General features: G+C 38.7%; 16 protein-coding genes and 3 tRNA genes. 3 read left to right on the forward strand and 16 right to left on the reverse strand.

The features are described 5' to 3' along the window. Window positions 1-74 (reverse strand) — tRNA-Gly (locus NSCAC_RS04885). Between the two features lie 179 nt (window positions 75-253). Between NSCAC_RS04885 and NSCAC_RS04890 the strand changes: the two genes are divergently transcribed. Together NSCAC_RS04890 and NSCAC_RS04895 are read left to right on the forward strand one after the other, a co-directional pair. After that, a complete protein-coding gene (locus NSCAC_RS04890) occupies window positions 254-1,162 on the forward strand; it encodes a ring-opening amidohydrolase (RefSeq protein ID WP_197743744.1) in 909 nt (302 codons plus the stop codon). A 41-nt stretch (window positions 1,163-1,203) separates the two neighbouring features. Next, window positions 1,204-2,577 (forward strand): uracil-xanthine permease family protein, encoded by a 1,374-nt coding sequence (locus NSCAC_RS04895; RefSeq protein WP_197743745.1) that lies wholly within the window; start codon window positions 1,204-1,206, stop codon window positions 2,575-2,577. A gap of 522 nt (window positions 2,578-3,099) precedes the next feature. Here NSCAC_RS04895 and NSCAC_RS04900 read toward each other — a convergent pair. The 12 genes from NSCAC_RS04900 to uvrB all read right to left on the reverse strand — a co-directional run bounded on the left by NSCAC_RS04900 (window position 3,100) and on the right by uvrB (window position 13,985). Beyond that, complete coding sequence (locus tag NSCAC_RS04900) at window positions 3,100-4,284, reverse strand: O-succinylhomoserine sulfhydrylase (RefSeq protein ID WP_197743746.1); 1,185 nt, start codon at window positions 4,282-4,284, stop codon at window positions 3,100-3,102. Window positions 4,285-4,424: 140 nt separating this feature from the next. Then, window positions 4,425-4,501, reverse strand: a tRNA-Pro gene (locus tag NSCAC_RS04905). 15 nt (window positions 4,502-4,516) lie between these two features. Beyond that, window positions 4,517-4,879, reverse strand: coding sequence for a MerR family transcriptional regulator (locus tag NSCAC_RS04910; protein ID WP_197743747.1), 363 nt, complete (start codon window positions 4,877-4,879; stop codon window positions 4,517-4,519). Continuing rightward, complete coding sequence (locus NSCAC_RS04915; RefSeq protein WP_197743748.1) at window positions 4,860-5,159, reverse strand: integration host factor subunit alpha; 300 nt, start codon at window positions 5,157-5,159, stop codon at window positions 4,860-4,862. The genes NSCAC_RS04910 and NSCAC_RS04915 overlap by 20 nt, the downstream gene beginning before the upstream one ends. A gap of 3 nt (window positions 5,160-5,162) precedes the next feature. Continuing rightward, the gene (gene pheT / locus NSCAC_RS04920) at window positions 5,163-7,547 is read right to left on the reverse strand and encodes a phenylalanine--tRNA ligase subunit beta (protein ID WP_197743749.1); all 2,385 of its coding nucleotides are present in this window, start codon (window positions 7,545-7,547) and stop codon (window positions 5,163-5,165) included. A 21-nt stretch (window positions 7,548-7,568) separates the two neighbouring features. Continuing rightward, complete coding sequence (pheS, locus tag NSCAC_RS04925) at window positions 7,569-8,591, reverse strand: phenylalanine--tRNA ligase subunit alpha (RefSeq protein ID WP_197743750.1); 1,023 nt, start codon at window positions 8,589-8,591, stop codon at window positions 7,569-7,571. Window positions 8,592-8,622: 31 nt separating this feature from the next. Next, window positions 8,623-8,982 carry a 50S ribosomal protein L20 gene (gene rplT / locus NSCAC_RS04930; RefSeq protein ID WP_197743751.1) on the reverse strand — a complete coding sequence of 120 codons (360 nt, stop codon included), beginning with the start codon at window positions 8,980-8,982 and terminating at the stop codon, window positions 8,623-8,625. A gap of 25 nt (window positions 8,983-9,007) precedes the next feature. Beyond that, window positions 9,008-9,205: a 50S ribosomal protein L35 gene (rpmI, locus tag NSCAC_RS04935; RefSeq protein WP_197743752.1), complete on the reverse strand. Its 198-nt coding sequence runs from the start codon at window positions 9,203-9,205 to the stop codon at window positions 9,008-9,010. 71 nt (window positions 9,206-9,276) lie between these two features. After that, window positions 9,277-9,807, reverse strand: coding sequence for a translation initiation factor IF-3 (gene infC, locus NSCAC_RS04940; protein WP_456298417.1), 531 nt, complete (start codon window positions 9,805-9,807; stop codon window positions 9,277-9,279). A gap of 3 nt (window positions 9,808-9,810) precedes the next feature. Beyond that, window positions 9,811-11,745 carry a threonine--tRNA ligase gene (gene thrS / locus NSCAC_RS04945; RefSeq protein ID WP_197743753.1) on the reverse strand — a complete coding sequence of 645 codons (1,935 nt, stop codon included), beginning with the start codon at window positions 11,743-11,745 and terminating at the stop codon, window positions 9,811-9,813. Window positions 11,746-11,815: 70 nt separating this feature from the next. Continuing rightward, window positions 11,816-11,892 (reverse strand) — tRNA-Val (locus tag NSCAC_RS04950). Between the two features lie 80 nt (window positions 11,893-11,972). Then, window positions 11,973-13,985: an excinuclease ABC subunit UvrB gene (gene uvrB / locus NSCAC_RS04955; RefSeq protein ID WP_197743754.1), complete on the reverse strand. Its 2,013-nt coding sequence runs from the start codon at window positions 13,983-13,985 to the stop codon at window positions 11,973-11,975. Window positions 13,986-14,076: 91 nt separating this feature from the next. Between uvrB and NSCAC_RS04960 the strand changes: the two genes are divergently transcribed. Beyond that, window positions 14,077-15,261: a pyridoxal phosphate-dependent aminotransferase gene (locus NSCAC_RS04960; protein ID WP_269474117.1), complete on the forward strand. Its 1,185-nt coding sequence runs from the start codon at window positions 14,077-14,079 to the stop codon at window positions 15,259-15,261. A 131-nt stretch (window positions 15,262-15,392) separates the two neighbouring features. Here the strand turns inward: NSCAC_RS04960 and NSCAC_RS04965 are convergent, their stop codons facing one another. Genes NSCAC_RS04965 through NSCAC_RS04975 form a run of 3 tightly spaced genes read right to left on the reverse strand, consistent with a single transcriptional unit; the run spans window position 15,393 to window position 16,971 of the window. Then, window positions 15,393-16,022 (reverse strand): GIY-YIG nuclease family protein, encoded by a 630-nt coding sequence (locus NSCAC_RS04965; protein ID WP_197743755.1) that lies wholly within the window; start codon window positions 16,020-16,022, stop codon window positions 15,393-15,395. Between the two features lie 56 nt (window positions 16,023-16,078). Further along, window positions 16,079-16,516 carry a DUF29 domain-containing protein gene (locus NSCAC_RS04970; RefSeq protein ID WP_197743756.1) on the reverse strand — a complete coding sequence of 146 codons (438 nt, stop codon included), beginning with the start codon at window positions 16,514-16,516 and terminating at the stop codon, window positions 16,079-16,081. Between the two features lie 29 nt (window positions 16,517-16,545). Then, a complete protein-coding gene (locus NSCAC_RS04975; protein WP_197743757.1) occupies window positions 16,546-16,971 on the reverse strand; it encodes a pentapeptide repeat-containing protein in 426 nt (141 codons plus the stop codon). Window positions 16,972-17,210: the final 239 nt, after the last annotated feature.

The following is a 17,210-nucleotide window of genomic DNA, read 5'->3' on the forward strand; positions in this document are numbered from 1 at the left end:
TGGAGCGGGTGATGGGAATCGAACCCACGTTATCAGCTTGGGAAGCTGAAGTTCTACCATTGAACTACACCCGCTTGAAATTTATTGCTTGCTTAGATTATAGGGAAAATCTAGGTAGCAAACAACTAGCAACACTTTATATTAGATTTCTCCTTGAAAAATTAGCACTTAAACAACCATTTCTATAATTTACGTCTACACTTCACATTATGTAAGTATTTCTTACAAAGGAATGAGTGTAAGGAGGATGGTTATGAAAATAGAAATATATCGCTTATCAATGGAAAATCCTGGCGATGCTCAAGGATTGCAACAACTGCTAGATAATAATCTAATTAAAGCATCTCAAATAGTAGCTATCATTGGAAAAACAGAGGGTAATGGAGGAGCCAATGATTTTACCCGTGCTTTAGCCACCCATGCCATTACAGCAGTGCTTAGCAAAGCATTAAATATGCCTTCCTCTGAAGTGATAAATCGAATCGCTATAGCATGGTCTGGGGGATGTGAAGGGGTTTTATCTCCCCATATGACCGTATTTACAAGAGATATTTCTGCAAATAACCCTAACCCCAGTGATGATAAACGAGAAGATCCTAATCTCTCTAAAAAATATGCCCGAGGAGCAATGGCATTAGGTGTTGCAATTGGATTGAAAGAAATACCTAAAAATGCAGTAACAAATGAGTCTATTGCACATGATATGTCTCTTTACTCATCAGTGGCATCTACATCGGCAGGCGGAGAAATCAATAGCTGCGAGGTGGTCGTGTTTGGAAATTCTCCCACATCAACAAGTCAGTATCGTATTGGTCATGCAACACTGGCTAATGTCACCGATATCGATGGAGTTCGGGCTGCAATTCGCTCTGCAGGCTTAAATATTCATGCTGAAGCCACTGAAGCAGAAGTACAAAAAATTGCTGCAATATTTGCCAAAGCAGATGCACCCATTCATGGCGTTTTATGGGGACAGCGAACCACGATGCTCTCTGATGCAGATATTCACTACGAACGCCATGCACGGGCTGCCTTAGGTGCAGTTATTACCTCGGTAACCCATGACTCTAGAATTTTTATATCCGGTGCCACTGAACATCAATGTGCCCTTGGATATGCACCTATTGCTGTCATTGTGAAGGTAGCCGATTCTTATTCTTAGTTAAATGCGCCTAGTAAAAAAGTGGATAATATTAAAATAAAATGGCTCACCATGATAATGGCATAGATAAAACTACTGAGGTGGTTAAAGATAGATACCCTACTCTTGATAAGCCTCTCCCAGCTAAAGAAACATTTTTTTTAGCTGTTCAGCATTTATGTGCTGCTTATGCTGGAATTATTGCCCCTCCTTTAATTATTGGTGAAGCAATTCATTTGCCACTTCCATATATAACTATTTTATTATCAACCAGTATTCTTGCATCAGGTGCAGTGACTATATTACAGTCAATCGGTATACCGGGAGTTGGAGTAAAGCTCCCCCTTGTAGAAGGGGTTTCTTTTTCAAGTATTGCACCTATGCTCATTATTAGTCAGATGTCCCCAGACCCATTTACTGCAATGCAAACCATTATGGGTGCTGTCATCGCATCTTCAGCATTTATGATATTTGGTACTTCTCTTTATGCTCGTTTATTGCGATTTTTTCCACCCCTTGTTTTAGGATCAGTAGTGATAGTCATTGGGCTGACTTTAATCCCTATTTCCATTGAGTGGATACAAGGAGAGGAAAATAATCCGTTCTATCAATCTCCTTGCATTATTAGCTTAGGTCTCTTTACCTTTATAGTTACTATTATAGCTGTCCGTTATGGTCCAAAAATGATAAAGCGAGTATCTGTATTATTTGGAGTGGTTATCGGTACACTGGTAGCCATGCCTATAGGATTAGTAGATTTTTCAGAGGCTATGGCTCAAGATTTATTTGCATTACCACACTTTCTTTCATTTGGCATGCCTAGGTTTGAGATAGCTCCCATTATTTCCATGATGATTGTAATGTTAGTTATTATGATGGAAGCTACCTGTAATATTATGGCAATCGGAGCAATTATTGGGAAAGATATTAAAAAGCAGGATGTTATAAACTGTTTAAGGGCAGATTGCTTAGGATCTATTTTTTCAGCATTTCTCAATGGATTTCAATGTAGTGCCTATGGTCAAAATATCGGTATCATTCAACTAAGTCGGGTACATAGCCGCTATGTGGTAGCAGTCACTGGGATTCTCCTCGTAATTTTGGGTATATTTCCTTTACTATCTGCAATCATTGCTAGTGTACCATTGCCTGTACTAGGTGGAGGATGTCTCGCTGTGTTCGGTCTTGTTACTGTTACCGGCATTCAAACCCTATCCCATGTAGATTTAACTTCTGAACAAGGCACAATCAATGGTCTTATTGTTGCTGCAGCAATTACAGTAGGTATAATCCCTTTAGTAACTCCTCAATTTTACGTGAACTTCCCCCAATGGGTAAATATTATTTTTGGATCTGGTATTGCCTCTAGTGCAATTACTGCTATTGTATTGAATTTAATTTTAAACGAGATGCCAAAGATACTTAAATTTAGATGAAGTGCACAGATGGTTATGTTATCATCGCTAATCCTCGCCCTCATGAACTCTATTTACTGCTATTTAAACTAACCAATTTTGTTACAATTCTGACAATAAGTAGCATTCTTTTCCAAGAAAAGCTATTAATTTCAATTTTTTAGAAAATATAATCAGTGAGTTGTTCTTTTTGGAACATATTTTGCCCCTATTATCCTTATTAGCACAATTATAGAAGTATTAAAGGTTATGAATAAAGATATATTAACAATTGTTTTGCTATGTATTTTAGGGATTTCTCTATATTTATGGTGGCTTCTTAGTAGTACTACTAATTAGTAGGTAAATAGGTAGCTCCACAATTAACAGCGTTCTTTATTCAGGAGATCCTAATAACTCATCATCCATACCAGAGTCTTCTTCATTATTTATGATGCTATTAGAGTTTGTTGGGCTTGGATTTATTGTTCTTCAGAAAGAAATCAACGTAACTATTATTTAGTAATTAACAATTAGCTTAGGAGCTAGTGCCTCTAAGCTAATTTATAATTTATCAAACCCTTGTTGTAAATCCTTTTTAATATCCTCTACGGACTCTAAACCTACAGAAAGCCGAACAAGACCATCTTTAATCCCTGACGACTCTCGCTCTTCTTGACTAAGGCGACTATGAGTAGTCGTAGCCGGATGGGTAATAATGCTTTTGGTATCTCCTAAATTTGCGGTAATAGAGATAAAAGAAACTGAATCAATAATTGTCCAAGCTGCTGCCTTTCCTCCTTTTAATTCAAAGGCAAGTAGACCTCCAAAATCAGATTGTTGTTTTGCTGCTAGCTGATGTTGTGGATGAGAAGCTAATCCTGCATAGTATACTCTAGCTACTTCTGGCTTTTTTTCTAGCCACTCTGCGATCGCTTGGGCTTGTCGACTGTGTGCCTCCATCCGTAGCGTTAGGGTTTCTAACCCTTTAAGAAATACCCATGCATTAAATGGGCTTAAGGTAGGACCTGCCGTACGCAAAAAACCAAATATTTCCTCACCTACTCGTTGCTTATCCCCTACTACTGCACCACCTACACATCGCCCTTGTCCATCAAGATATTTAGTAGCAGAGTGAATAATAATATCTGCTCCTAATTCTAGGGGACGTTGTAGGGCTGGCGTACAAAAACAATTATCTACTACTAGCAGGGTCTGATATTTTTTAGAAAGTTGGGCAAGTTGGGCAATATCAGCAATTTCATTAAGAGGATTAGAAGGGGTTTCGAGAAAGAATAATCTAGTATTAGGCTGAATTGCTCTTTCCCAAGCTGTTAAATCAGCTAAAGGTACAAAGGTGGTTTCGATCCCAAAGCGTGCTAGATATTTATTAAATATAGCCCGAGTAGTACCAAAAATATCTTTTGAAGAAACGATATGATCCCCTGATTTTAATAGGGATAAACAAGTAGCTAAAATAGCAGACATGCCTGATGCGGTAGCAACACAAGATTCCCCACCTTCTAAGGCTGCTAATCGTTGTTCAAAAGCTCTGACTGTAGGATTAGTAAATCTTGAATAGATATTCCCTGATTCATTACCTGAGAAGCAAGCTGCTGCTTGAGCAGCGCTCTCAAAAACAAAGCTTGAAGTCAGGAAGAGCGGATCAGAATTCTCTCTTTCATGGGTGCGATCCTGTCCTGCTCTTACTGCAAGGGTCGCAAAATCATATAGATCATAATTATCCATGGAGTTTAATCCTAATAGTGCAAGTAGAAGCGAGAAAATTATTTAAATAAAATTAGATCTTTATTAGGGTACAACAAAATTAGGGTATAACAAAGGGTGGTATAGGGGAAAGCTATTTTCCCCACATTAAGGATAGTCTATGGTCGGGGCGAGAGGATTTGAACCTCCGACCACTTGAACCCCATTCAAGTGCGCTACCAGGCTGCGCTACGCCCCGAAGATGGAGAATATATTAAATGGTATTGTTTAATATGTCTAAAACTTCTTCTAGCTCTAAACGAGCTTGACGGATAATCTGCTTACTCTGAGTATTCTCGTTTTTTACTTCATCACTAGAGAGTTGTTGTCTTGCTCCACCAATAGTAAAGCCTTGATCATAGAGTAATGCTTTAATTTGGCGAATCATGATAACATCATGACGTTGATAGTAACGTCGATTTCCACGACGCTTCACTGGTTTAAGCTGAGGAAATTCTTGCTCCCAGTACCTTAACACATGGGGCCTAATAGCACAAAGCTCACTTACTTCACTAATAGTAAAATAACGCTTACTGGGTATTACTGGTAATTCGTTATTATTGCTCGCTTCCAACATAAGATTCTACCCGTGTTCTTAATTTTTGCCCTGGTCGAAAAGTAACTACACGCCGAGCGGTAATAGGAATTTCTTCTCCAGTTTTTGGATTACGCCCAGGTCGTGTTCCTTTACTACGAAGCTCAAAATTACCAAACCCAGAGAGCTTGACTGTTTCTCCTTGCTCTAAGACCATTGCGATATCTTCAAAAAACATTTCAACAATCTCTTTAGCCTCTCGTTTATTTAAGCCAAGTTCCTGATTCAGCGCTTCTATCATATCTGCTTTAGTGAGTGCCATCAGTTACTCCCTAATGATTATATTTAGCTCACTTACAAGCATTTTCACCATCTGCTCCATAAAGTTATGCACAATTTCATCTGTTAAAGTGTAATCCTGGTGTTGTAAAACAAATTTGAGTGCCAAACTTTTTTTATCAGGATCAATTCCTTTTCCAGTATACAGATCAAATAAATAATGTTCTTTAAGTATATCAGATTTAAGACTTTTTATACAATCAAAAACGCTTTTTACTGAAATACTCTTATCGATTAAAAATGCAATATCTCGATGGATTTCTGGGAATTTAGATAGAGGTTGAAAAACGGGATGCCTTTTTAAGAAAAGTAAATTAATTTTTAAGAAAAAAAGATAAACTTGCTGTGTAAGATCAAGCTTATTAGCAAGTTCGGGCTGTAGTGCACCTAGCCACCCTATGGATTTACCATGGTAAATAATTTCTGCACTTTGCCCAGGATGTAATGCAGGGTGCTGGCTTTGTTTAAAAAGAAAAGAGGATTGTTTATCGCTGAGAGTAAGTAAAGATTCCACATCCCCTTTCATATGAAAAAAATCAACAGATTGAGAATAAATACCCCACTGTTCTGGATGATAAAGACCAGAAACTACTCCAGCTATCACAGGTTCTTGGGTAACAGAGGGTAACTGACCAGTAAAAATAAGTCCAGATTCAAATAAGCGAATTCGCTCTTGTTGGCGATATTGATTATATTTAAATGCTTGAATTAGCCCGGGCCATAAGCTAGTACGCATCACTGCCATATCTGAAGATATGGGATTGGCAAGTGAAATAGCTTTCTGATTAGGATCTAAAAGCTGTTGTATTTGAGGATCAATAAAGCTATAGGTGATTACTTCTTGATAGCCTCGATTGACTAGAATCTGCTGTATATCATATGTAGAAATTTTTGCTTCCGTATGAAATTGAGGTTTGATAGCTCCAGTAGGTCTTGTAGTTGGAAAGTTATCATAACCATGCAAACGCCCTAACTCTTCGATTAAATCAACTTCATAAGTTAAATCAAAACGGAAACTAGGAATTTTTACTTCCCATCCTGATTCTATCGTTGTTACTTCTAACCCTAAGCCAGTTAGGTGGGTTAGTACTTGATCTTGAGGGAGATAAATTCCCAAAATTTGTTTAATACGATGTTCTCGTAAATGGATTATAGGCTGGGAAGGTAGAAAGTCCCTATGAGTAGCTTCAACAATAGGCCCTGCTTTGCCGCCTGCAATTTTTAGCAGCAAGCCTGTAGCACGTTCTAAAGCTTGGCGGGGAAGATTAGGATCTACGCCCCGTTCAAACCGATGGGATGATTCGGTATGTAACCCATAGTTTCGGCTACGTCCTGCAATAGCCGTAGGAATAAAAAAGGCACTTTCTAAAAATAAATCTTGGCTTTGATCGCCAATTGCAGAATCACTGCCTCCCATAATACCTGCTAAAGCAAGTACTTTTTGATGATCAGCGATTACTAATGCATTTGGATCTAGGGTAATTGTAGAATTATCTAATAAGGTTAAAGATTCTTCTGATCTTCCATAGCGAACTTGAATGCCACCTGAGATTTGATTTAAATCAAAGGCGTGCATAGGCTGCCCTAGTTCTACCATTACATAGTTAGTAATATCAATAGGAAGATTTAGACTACGGATACCACAACACTGTAGCCGTTCCTTTATCCACTCGGGGGTTAAGGTTTGTGGATTAATGCCTTGTACAATCCTTCCTAAATATCGAGGACAAGACTCCGGAACTAAAATTTCAACCGGTAAGGTTTTATCGATTTCAGGAGGAATTGAAGCGATCTCAGGGTGCTGTACTGGCTGACTAAAAAGTGCACCTACTTCCCGAGCAATCCCTGCAATACTTAAACAATCACTTCGATTAGGAGTAAGACCAATTTCTATAATTACATCATCTAAGTTAAGAAATTCCCTAATATCCTTACCTAAAAAATCTTGGGCGGTTTGAGCAAGTTCTAAAATTCCATGAGATTGTTCTGTCAGTCCTAGCTCAGTAGCAGAGCAAAGCATACCATGAGATTCTATCCCTCGTAATTTCTTTTTTTCAATGAAAATACCATTGGGTAATCTAGCACCTACTTGAGCAAAAGCTACATATAGTCCTGCTTGTACATTAGAGGCGCCACAAACTACTTGAAAAGTTTCACGTTGGGTTACGCTTACTTGGCAAACATGAAGTTTATTACTACCTTCAAGAGCTCTTAGCTCTATCACTTTAGCAACAACTACTCCCTTAAAACTAGGTGTAGCAGGTGTGATGCTATCAACTTCTAGCCCTGAAAAAGTTAATCGGTTTGTTAAAGTTTCCGTGTCACAGTGCGGATTAACCCAAGTTCTTAGCCAAGATTCGCTAAATTTCATAGTGATGTAATCGCAAGGATACTAATTAAACTGACGGAGAAAGCGTAAATCATTCTCGAAAAATAAGCGTAAATCATTAATTCCATAACGGAGCATAGCAAGACGCTCTACTCCTAAACCAAAAGCGAATCCTAAATAATGCTCACTATCAATCCCTAAGTTAGAAAAAACTTTGGGGTGAACCATGCCACAACCAAGCACTTCTAACCAGCCTGTGTGACTACATACTCGACATCCTGCTCCATGGCAATGGACACATTGAATATCTGTCTCTGCCGATGGTTCGGTAAAAGGAAAATAAGAAGGGCGAAATCGTACTTTTAAATCTTCGTGTTCAAAAAAGAAGCGAAGAAAATCAGAGAGAATCCCTTTAAGGTCAGTAAAACATACTTGATCATCTACCAATAACCCCTCTACTTGGTGAAACATAGGGGTATGAGTTAAATCGGAGTCTCTCCGATAAACTCGACCCGGAGCAATCACTCGCAAGGGAGGTTTGTCCTTCATCATAGCTCTGATTTGTACGGGAGAAGTATGGGTTCGTAATAACTGATGAGAATCGAAGTAAAAAGTATCATGCATTGCTCTTGCAGGATGAGAATCGGGGATATTTAATGCCTCAAAATTATGATAATCATCCTCAATTTCTGGCCCTTCATGGACTTTAAATCCGATCTGGTAAAAAAAATTCTCAATTCGATTTAAAGTTTGAGTAACAGGATGTAGCCCACCTATATCCATCCTTCGTCCCGGTAAGGAAATATCTATAGATTCAGAGGCAAGTTTAGCTGCCAAAGATATTTGAGTTAATACTTCCTTACGGGATTGAAGCTCGCTTTGAAGCAATAATTTTGCATCATTAATTGCTTTTCCAAAGGCAGGACGATCTTCTGGGCTAATTTGCCCTAAAGTTTTAAGATAGCTTGTTAATACTCCTTTTTTTCCTAGATAATGAACTCGTACTCTATCTAGAGATTCCAAATCAGAAGCGTCTGAGACCGCTCTTTTCGCAAGCAGTGTTATTTCATCTAAAGACTCATTCATGGGGATTTCAACAGGCTATCTTAGGTTGAGCTTAAGCCGCAAGGGCTGCTTTTACACGCTCTGCAATAGCAGTAAATGCGGTCATATCCTGTACCGCTAAATCAGCAAGTACCTTTCGATCTATCTCGATAGATGCTTTTTTCAAACCATTGATAAAGCGGCTATAGGAAAGCCCGCATTCTCTAGCTGCCGCATTAATACGAACAATCCAAAGATTCCGAAATTGACGTTTACGCTGGCGACGATCTCGATATGCATATTGTCCAGCTTTAATGACTGCTTGGTTAGCAACTCGAAAAACGTTTTTACGCCGTCCTCGATATCCTTTGGCTTGGGCAATAATTTTTTTGTGACGTGCATGAGCAGTAACGCCTCTTTTAACTCTAGGCATAGTAGTAAATTCCTTTTAAAATTTTTTAAAGATAAGGTAATAAACGAACTAAACCAATTTGATCTGAGGCACTGCAGATCGCTTTATGGCGTAAATGACGTTTACGCTTACTGCTTTTCTTTGTAAGAATATGATTGTGGAATGCTTGACCATGTTTAAACTTACCACTACCTGTACGTTTAAACCGTTTTGCTGCTCCACGATTGGTTTTTAATTTAGGCATTTTGACTCCTTAATATATTAACTAAATAATTCCATAGTAATTGGGCAAACCAATCTTCAGGCCCAAAATACTTATCGCTTAGGTGCAAGCACCATGAGCATTTGTCGCCCTTCTCGTTTTGGGCTTTGTTCAACTACGCCATGTTCATCAAGATCATCTCGGATTCTCTCTAAGAGCTTAAAGCCAAGATCCTGATGTACCATTTCTCTACCACGAAATCGGAGGCTGATTTTAACTTTATCCCCATCGGTGAGAAATCGAATTAAACTACGCAATTTAACCTGATAATCTCCCTCTTCAGTGGTAGGTCGAAATTTAATTTCCTTAATCTGAATTTGTTTCTGTTTCTTTTTCGCAGCTTGGCGTTTTTTAGTTTCTTCGAAAAGATATTTGCCATAGTTCATGACTCGGCATACCGGAGGTTCCGCTTGAGGAGCAATCTCTACTAAATCTTCCCCCGCCTCATCTGCAATTTCTAGTGCTTCTTTAACAGAAACTACACCAATTTGTTCACCATCAATACCAATTAGGCGAATCTTAGGTGCAACAATTTCTTCATTTATACGATTTTTCTTTGAGTTTGAGTTAACGTTTGAAATAATGTTTTAATCCTCCTCAGATATATCATAACTAAAACGAGTAATTTGAGCTTTTAAGTACTCAGAAAAGCTATCTAAACTCATTACCCCTAGATCCTTACCAGCTCGGGTACGTACTGCAACTTGCTGCTGCGTTACTTCTTTATCCCCTACAATAAGTAAATAAGGTATTCTTTTTAAAGTATGTTCGCGAATTTTAAAACCGATCTTTTCATTTCTCAAGTCTAAAGCTGAGCGAAATCCTTGTTTCTTTAATATTTGCTCAATTTGTTCTGCATACTCAGTTTGCCGATCTGTGATATTAATCACAACCACTTGTACTGGTGCCAGCCAAGGTGGGAATTTACCAGCGAAATGCTCGATGAGAATCCCAAAAAAACGCTCTAACGATCCAAGTACTGCTCGATGAATCATAATCGGCCGTTGACGAGTACCATCCTCTGCAATATATTCCATCTCAAAGCGGTTAGGCAAATTAAAATCTAACTGTACGGTAGAACATTGCCATTTACGTCCGATAGCATCTTCAATTTTAATATCAATTTTAGGGCCATAAAATGCACCGCCCCCCTCATCTATCCCATAGGATAACTCTTTCTTTTCCAGAGCAGATCGTAAGGCTTTAGTTGCACGATCCCAAATTTCATCTGATCCTACAGAATTTTCTGGGCGGGTAGAGAGCTCTATTTCATATTGATGAAACCCAAATGTTTTTAGCATATTTAAGGTAAAATCTAAAATAGCTAACACTTCAGATTCTATTTGCCCTTCTCGGCAAAAAATATGGGCATCATCTTGGGTAAATCCTCGTACTCGCATTAGTCCATGCAATGCACCGGACATCTCATGGCGATAAACGGTACCTAACTCAGCCCAACGTAAAGGAAATTCTCGATAAGAGCGAAGCCGTCCTTTATAAATTAATACATGGAAAGGACAATTCATGGGTTTGAGTTGGTAGAACTGATTGTCATCCTCCATGGGTTGGTACATGGATTCCCGATAAAAATTAGTGTGTCCTGAGATATGCCATAAATTTTCGTGAGCAATATGAGGCGTGTACAAAGTTTCATACCCGGCAGCCGCATGGCGTTCTCGCCAAAGATCTTCAATTACTCGGCGGATTCTTGCCCCCATAGGATGCCAAAAGACTAGCCCCCCTCCTGCTTCTTCTTGAATCGAAAACAGATCTAACTCTGTACCAATCTTCCGGTGATCTCGCTTTTCAGCCTCTTCAAGACGGTGTAAATAGGCTTTTAGGGCTTTTTTATCAGACCATGCAGTACCATAGATCCTTTGTAGCATTTCATTTTTAGCATCTCCTCGCCAATAAGCACCAGAAACTTTAGTAAGTTTAAAAGCTTTTATTTTTGAAGTGGAAGGAACATGGGGTCCTCGGCAAAGATCGGTAAAATCTCCCTGTTGATATAAAGAAATATCTTGATCTTCTGGGATAGATTCAATAATTTTTGCCTTATACTCTTCTCCAAGATCATGAAAAAAGGAAATTGAATCATTTCGGCTTTTTACTTGCCGATGAACTGAAATATCCTGATCAGCCAGTAGCTTCATCCGATCTTCAATGATTTGAAGATCCTCAAGGGTAAATCCCTTAGGATAAACAAAATCATAGTAAAACCCATCTTCAATCACTGGTCCAATGGTAACTTGAGCTTCTGGGTAGAGTTGCTTTACTGCTTGAGCAAGAAGGTGAGCACAGGAATGGCGAATAATCTCTAGCCCTTCTGGATCCCGATCGGTAATAATGGTAAGGGTAGTATCTTCTTTAATACAATGAGAAGTATCTACTAACCCCTTAGGGATTTTGCCACCAAGGGCTGCTTTTGCTAAATTTCCGTTAATATTAGCAGCAACATCATAAACAGTAACTGGGTGGTCAAATTGACGTTGACTACCATCCGGTAAAGTAATTACAGGCATTCTTTAATAAATCCCGTCCATGGCCCATACTAAAAGCCTGTTGAACAAAAAATTATGGATATCTAATAGGTGGTAGGCGCGATTGGACTCGAACCAACGACCCCCACCATGTCAAGGTGATGCTCTAACCAGCTGAGCTACGCGCCTGAACTTACAATTCTACAACAATTAGATCAAGTTCTGCAAATAATACAATAAAGTGATTAAGATTTTCTTTAGTTATTTTTTTAATCTACTGCTTCACCAAAGTAATATCGTTTTACCTGCTTAATTTTATCACGCACTTGTGCCGCCTGCTCAAAATCTAGATTTTGAGCATGGACATACATTTGTTTTTCTAATTGCTTTAAATATTTTGCCAGCTTCTGTGGTGAAAGATCTGCATAGTCAGCCGATTTCTCGGCTATTTTAGAATCATATTGATGAGTATCCTGATCTGTATAAATCCCATCAATAGTTTCTCGCACTGATTTCTGTACCCCTCGAGGGGTAATATTATGGGTTTGATTAAATTCTATTTGTTTTGTTTGCCGCCGTTTTGTTTCATTAATGGCTTTTTTCATTGCTCCAGTAATTTTATCTCCATAAAGAATTGCTTTACCATGGAGATTACGCGCTGCTCGCCCAATAGTTTGAATTAAAGATCGTTCTGAGCGTAAAAAGCCTTCTTTATCTGCATCTAAAATTGCTACAAGAGAAACTTCTGGAATGTCTAACCCTTCCCTAAGTAAGTTAATCCCTACTAAAACATCAAAAGCACCTAAGCGTAAATCCCGAATAATTTCCACCCGCTCCACCGTACCAATATCCGAATGAAGATATCTCACCCTAACCCCATTTTGATCTAAGAAATGCGTTAAATGCTCAGCCATTTTTTTAGTCAGCACAGTTACAAGTATTCGCTCGTTGACTACAGTTCTTTGATGAATCTCTGATGATAAATCATCCACTTGGGTACTGGCAGATCGCACTTCAATTTCTGGATCCACCAATCCAGTGGGTCGCACCACTTGCTCCACAATAATTCTTGATTTTTGCCCTTCATAAGATCCGGGGGTAGCGGAGACAAAAATAGTTTGAGGGGCTAAGTTTTCCCATTCCTCAAACTTTAAAGGTCGGTTATCTAAGGCAGAAGGAAGCCGAAATCCATAATTCACTAAAGTTTGTTTACGGGAATGATCTCCTCGATACATAGCCCCTAATTGAGGTACGGTCACATGGCTTTCATCAATGATTAATAACGCATCTTGAGGCAGATAATCAAACAGAGTAGGAGGCGGATCGCCTGGATTTCTTCCTGATAAAAAGCGAGAATAATTTTCAATTCCTGAACAATAGCCTAACTCTAAAATCATCTCCAAATCATAACGGGTACGCTGTTCTAATCGTTGAGCTTCTTCCGGTTTGCTGGCTTGATAAAAAAAATCCAATCGCTGAGCAAGTTCAACTTTAATTGCCTCTACCGCTTGGAGCAAAATCTCTCGAGGGGTGGCATAGTGGGTTTTAGGATAGATAGTAAACTCTGGAACAGAATCGAAAAGCTCCCCTGTTAATGAATCAAAGTAAGTAAGTTGCTCAATTTCATCGTCAAATAAAGTAATTCGAATAGCGTTCTCATCAGATTCAGCAGGATAAATATCAACAATTTCTCCCCGTACCCGATACATACCCCGTTGCAGATCCCCCTCACTACGCCGATACTGTAACTCTGCTAAATGCCGTAGAATTTTCCGCTGATCAATAATGCCTCCTACTTTTAGAGAAAGTGTCATTTGCTGATAGCGATCTTTATCCCCTAAGCCGTAAATAGCAGAAACACTCGCTACTACTACCGTATCGTTTCGTTCTAAAAAATTCTTAGTAGCTGCAAGGCGCATTTGCTCGATATATTCATTAATAGCAGCATCTTTAGCAATATAAGTATCTGAGGCAGGCATATAGGCTTCAGGCTGATAATAATCATAATAAGAGACGAAATACCCTACTGCGTTGTGAGGGAAAAAATCCCGCATTTCGCTATAAAGCTGGGCAGCTAAAGTTTTATTAGGTGCAAGGATAATAGTAGGTCGTTGGGTTTGGGCAATTACATTAGCCATGGTAAAGGTCTTACCTGAGCCAGTTACACCCAATAAAGTCTGATGTTTCTCTCCTTGATTTAACCCTTGAACAAGGTTTTGAATAGCTGTGGGTTGATCCCCTGCTGGCTGATAATCACTGACCAGCTGAAATTGATGTTTCATTCTTTAATATAGACACTTTCTGAAAAAATATAAATTAGTTATATTAAGCGTAAATTGCTTCTTCATTTTATTTATTAGGTAGGAATATCCTTTGAACATTCGCCTTGCTAAACGCACTAAAACGATTAAACCTTCCCCCACTTTAGCCATTACTGCTCGAGCTAAAGCGCTTAAATCAGAAGGGAAGGATATTATTAGTTTAGGTGCTGGCGAGCCAGATTTCGATACTCCAGAGCATATTAGACAGGCTGCGATTGAAGCCATTGAAAAGGGATTTACTAAATATACTGCAGTGGACGGCATTCCGAGTTTAAAGCAAGCGATTTTTACTAAATTTGCTCGAGAGAATAACCTGCATTATCAAACCAATCAAATTTTAGTTTCGGTAGGAGGAAAACAGTGTTTTTATAACCTTGCTCAAGCACTACTCAATCCAGAAGATGAAGTGATTATCCCTGCTCCCTACTGGGTTTCCTATCCAGATATGGTCGCTTTAGCCGAAGCCATTCCGGTGATTATTCCTACCACTCAAAAGCAACAGTTTAAAATTACGCCAGAACAACTGGATGCCGCCATTACTCCCCGTACCCGTTTATTTGTAATCAATAGCCCCTCTAATCCTACTGGCGTAGCCTATAGTAGAGCAGAATTGGCAGCGTTAGGAGAAGTCCTTGCGCGGCATCCTCAAGTATTTGTTATTACGGATGATATTTATGAGCATATTTATTGGGGTAACGATTCTTTTTGTAACATTGCCAATGCTTGCCCAGATCTTCATGAACGAATTTTAGTACTCAATGGAGTTTCAAAAGCCTACTCCATGACTGGCTGGCGCATTGGTTATATTGCAGGACCAGCTCCTCTGATTAAAACCATGAAAACTATTCAATCTCAAAGTACTTCAAATCCTACTTCTATTTCCCAAGTGGCTGCTCAAGCCGCGCTCGAAGGAGATCAAAGCTGTGTCAAAGCCATGTGCCAGCAATTCAAGGCTCGTCATGACTTTGTCCTAGCAAAACTCAACAGCATGCCTCATGTGCAATGTGCCTCTGGGGATGGGGCTTTTTATGCTTTTCCAAATGTAGAGGAGATCATTCATTCTCGAAAAGATATTAAAGATGACATAGATCTAGCGGAAAAAATTTTAAATGAAGCTGAAGTTGCCCTTGTCCCCGGATCTGCCTTTGGTGTGCCTAATCACTTACGTCTTTCTTTTGCGACCAGCATGGAGCAGTTAGAACAAGCGTTAGAGAGAATCCATCGATTTTTAGAGTAGAAAGATTTTTAAAAATTATGTAAGTACAAACGACAATTAGTAAACAATTAAAGAATTTATTAACACGTTCTAATATACCCCTCATCGTGGTGATTAGGGCTATTTTCATGGAGCGAAAAAAATAGAATTTGCTAGATATCTGGAAGATCTTTTAGTTTGTTGCCGTTGTATTGCCAGTAGCTAGCACCACGATAAGAATCACTAATATTTAACTGACCTTTGTCTTTATACACTTTGTGAGTAAGTGGCGATAGCTTCCATGTCTGACCGCCATATTCCACTTCACGTTCACCAGCTACCGTAGCTATAATGGCATTATCTGCTGCAAACCTAATCTGCTCACCATCTTTTAAGCCTTTTTTGTAGAAACTGAATAAAGCACCTTGCTTACGAGTGGTAGCTGTTTCCTCAGAATTACGAGTGATAGCTATTTCCTCAAACTCTTTTTCTTTATTAATTTTTTCAGGGTAGATAACCTTACCATCAAATGATAGTAGTAATTGACGCACTAAATCTTTATCTAGTGCGAATAGCTCACTAATGCTTAACCTGTGTTTGCTAAAAATTTCGTGTAGCAGCTTTTCTTTAGCTTCATAGTCTTCAAGCTCGATAGCAAAGAACCGCTTTAGTCCGACCACATTGTAGTAGCCGTTAGCTTCCAAGGTACGCATACGCTCTTGATAATTGTCCGTTCCAGTTTGACCGATTTTGACTAAACCAGGTACGGCTGTTGTCATAAGATAAATAATACCTTTTGCCATAAGAGTTATAAAATATATTAATATTATTAGGTACTTATAAGTTTATTGAAATATGGTTACTGAGGATAAAAGCGATTATCTAGCACTTGCTCCATTGTCCATCCTGTTTGTTCAAAATGAGTAGGAAAGATTTCTGTATCCAAGTTAGTTTCAATAGACGCTTGCAATATTCCATTTTCGTAAGCCTCTATAATGGTTTCGTTTATTTTAGGTTTTAAACTGGGATTTTCTCTAAGTAACCTACTAATCCTTAGTCTTTGATCTTTAATAGTACTTTTCCAGCTATTACTTCGATGTTCTGGTTGGTACTGCCATTTAAGCAAATGTGCCATCAATATAATTAGCCTATTTTCTAAGGCGCGTAGCTCGCTTTTTCCCATATCTTCGACTTCGTCAATTAAAGCGGCTAGATCAATTTCATTAAATCGTTGTTGTCTTAGTAATTGGGCTGTTTCTTGGGTCCAGCCATAAAAATCGGATTCGTAGGTACTCATAGTTTCGCTCTCTGATCGTTACATCTTATTTAAAAATCACCATCGCCACCCATATCAGTACCACCCATATCAGTACCACCTATATCAGTACCACCTATATCAGTACCACCTATATCAGTACCACCTATATCAGTACCACCTATATCAGTACCACCTATATCAGTACCACCTATATCAGTACCACCCATATCAGTACCACCCATATCAGTACCATTCATATCAGTACCATTCATATCATTGCCGTTGTCAGGATACTGTCCACTATCTGGATAGTAACCATAGTATGGGTAATATGGATAGTAATACGGAAAGCTATCAAAGCCACCAGAAAATCCAAGCCAATATGGGTAACTATATATTATTCCTGAATCAGGAGTGCTAGTTTGGGTATAAGCACAAGCAGAAAGAAGCAAATATAGACTTATAATGGTAAACAATATTTTATTTTTTACCATAAAAACACCTTACCAAGAGCCTTGAGGGGCATATATCCAGATCATAATAAGCTAATCAAGGTTTTTAATTTTTAAAAATGCTCATTTTTAGAAGAAAGTTTCATGGCCATTCTCTATCCTCTATAAAGGATAAATCACCTCTTCAGTATAGCGAGTAATAAAAAGAGGATATACAGAATATGGCTACCATAAAAACAGCGTTTGAATAATTGGTTTAAGGACGGATTTTGCTCTAGTTA

This window comes from Candidatus Nitrosacidococcus tergens, assembly GCF_902810445.1.
Lineage (GTDB): Bacteria > Pseudomonadota > Gammaproteobacteria > Nitrosococcales > Nitrosococcaceae > Nitrosacidococcus > Nitrosacidococcus tergens.